Source organism: Paenimyroides marinum (assembly GCF_900108395.1).
GTDB lineage: Bacteria > Bacteroidota > Bacteroidia > Flavobacteriales > Flavobacteriaceae > Flavobacterium > Flavobacterium marinum.
Window position 1 is genome coordinate 1 of record NZ_FNXE01000089.1, and the last position, 1738, is coordinate 1738.

Sequence of the window (1738 nt, forward strand, 5' to 3'; positions counted from 1 at the left end):
TTCATCTCATGCCCTCCGGGCAAGACGAAGGCTTAGTTATTAGCGGCACGTGCCTTTGTTCGGTCTTATTCATAGAACAATTTTAGTTTGGTTTCAGCTGTTTTGTATTTCTTTTTTTGGCTTTCGGTAAGTGATGAAAAAAATGACGGAAAAATTTCAGTTTCATTTCCTTTTGAAACCTTTTTCCACGTTCCTATGACTTTGCCGTTATAAATAATTGTTGGGTAGAAAATACCGTTTTTTGTAAATGCTTTGGCTTGGTTTTCTGCTTCAATTGTAGCGGTTCTATCTTTATAACTTATGATTAGTTCGTCAAATGCAGGTAAAAAGTAAACCGAATTATCTTTATTGGTTTTCAAATTATCTGTTTCGTTCGTCCAATATTCTTCATTTTCAATGATGCTGGAAATGAATTTAGACTTAACCATTTCAAATGCTTTTTTCGCATCAGAAACATTAAGTCCCGACCACCAAACAAAATCTTTTTTCGTTACAGGACTTCGGCTTTGGATATATTTTTCCGCTAATCTTGCCAATGCTTCATCTTTTTGTAAGGGTTTTGCCGCAGGTACTTTTCTATCAAATAAAGCATAAGTAAGTTGTTTACCTACTCTTTCGCCATTGCAAACTATCATTTCCGTTTCTGCCCTAAACATAATGTGGCTTGCCCGCAAATCATTTGTGGCAATTCCTTTTTTGTTGAGTTCGTTCATTATTTCTTCTCTGGTCAGGATTTCATTTTTTTCTAAAAGTTTTCTGATTAAAGAATTACTTTTTTTCAAAACTGTTTCGTCCAAACCTAAACTTCGGTTCATTGATGCAACAGATTTATTAAGGTTCGGTGCGGAAAGTTGCATCATCCATCTTACGTCATCCGCAGAAACCAAATGCCAAGTAGGTCTTAACAGATGCGTCCGTATAATTTTTCCGTTGTTTAAATCATCTTCAATTTGTTTGTCAAAAGCATTGTTAGGTAACCGAATGCCGATAGCCAATTTTGACATTGCATAATCCTGTGCCTGAATTGCACCCATCCATTCTAAAACTTCTTGCGGTGTTTTAAGTTTCGGGTTGGAAATTTGCTGATTAATTAGTCTGTTTATTGCAATTTCATTCAAGGTCATTCGTTTTTGATTATTCATTATTTTCTGACCAATCAAATGGAACTTCTTGTGTTAGTGCAAATAAATTACCGTCAGCGGCTTTCAGCACAGCCAATCTTGCTCCAGGCATATCTACGACACCTGTATCAGGATTGTGATTATTTCCCTCCACTGCTTTGCCCTTGCCAATCTCTACCAAAGAACCGTCAGCAATTTCTACCATTGCTTTTGCTCCATTGGTTATAAAATAGCTGTGTGCTTTTTCTATATCTTCAACTTTCCAAAAAATCAATGGATAGTCAACCCAAGGAAGTCGTGAAAGTGAAATGTCCATATTCTCAATATTAAAAGAAGCAAAGTCCTCGTTTTGCCAAGTTGGGTCTTTGCCTAATAAAGAAGCCCAAGTATCAATGCCTTGATTCAAGTTTCTTGCAGGATAAACTATTGAGGCAATCGTAGTAAGTCTGATTTCTGTTTCGTTCTTATTTTCCATAGTTCATTATTTTTAAGTTGTTGAAATTTGGCAGGGTGGTCGGTTGGCATTGCCGCTAACGTCAGTCTGTGAAAAAAGTACACAAACTCCTTTCAAATATAGTTAATATTTCATAAATTCATTAGGTATTCATAATTCACGG

2 protein-coding genes are annotated in these 1738 nt (G+C 36.0%); both read right to left on the reverse strand.

The window, feature by feature from the left end; all coding sequences use genetic code 11:
* Positions 1-65: 65 nt before the first annotated feature.
* Positions 66-1142: a winged helix DNA-binding domain-containing protein gene (locus BLW20_RS14475; protein WP_091102993.1), complete on the reverse strand. Its 1077-nt coding sequence runs from the start codon at positions 1140-1142 to the stop codon at positions 66-68.
* Entirely contained in the window at positions 1135-1596 is a 462-nt protein-coding gene (locus BLW20_RS14480; RefSeq protein WP_091102996.1) for a VOC family protein, read from the reverse strand. Before BLW20_RS14480 ends, BLW20_RS14475 begins: the two co-directional genes overlap by 8 nt.
* Between the last annotated feature and the right edge of the window lie 142 nt (positions 1597-1738).

Excerpts from the sequence above, each read along its gene's own strand:
- BLW20_RS14475 (WP_091102993.1), bottom strand. The coding sequence starts at position 1,142 with ATGAATAATCAAAAACGAATGACCTTGAATGAAATTGCAATAAACAGA.
- BLW20_RS14480 (WP_091102996.1), bottom strand. The coding sequence starts at position 1,596 with ATGGAAAATAAGAACGAAACAGAAATCAGACTTACTACGATTGCCTCA.